1 pseudogene is annotated in these 256 nt (G+C 47.3%); it reads right to left on the minus strand.

The features are described from left to right. Positions 1-256: pseudogene (locus ACFINS_RS11085) on the minus strand (PBSX family phage terminase large subunit); the annotation flags it as partial.

A 256-nucleotide genomic window follows, 5' to 3' on the forward strand; every position in this document is an offset into this window, starting at 1 on the left:
TTCGCGGTTAAACCATATAGCAGGAAACAATCGCCGTACCGCTTCGATACGCATTTTCACAGCTCCCACACCCTGATTAGGAATAACCTTAGTTTGAAACCCTGCTTGTTGGAGAGCACTTTCAAAACTCACATTATAGACACGATCTTTCGTTGCGCCATCATGGGGCAAGACCATCAACGCCTTATCATATCCCCTTTGGAACACCCATCCCACATGCTCAGAGAGCGGCTGTCCTTGGGCTTCATAATAATCG

Source organism: Bartonella sp. AA2SXKL, from assembly GCF_042197205.1.
GTDB lineage: Bacteria > Pseudomonadota > Alphaproteobacteria > Rhizobiales > Rhizobiaceae > Bartonella.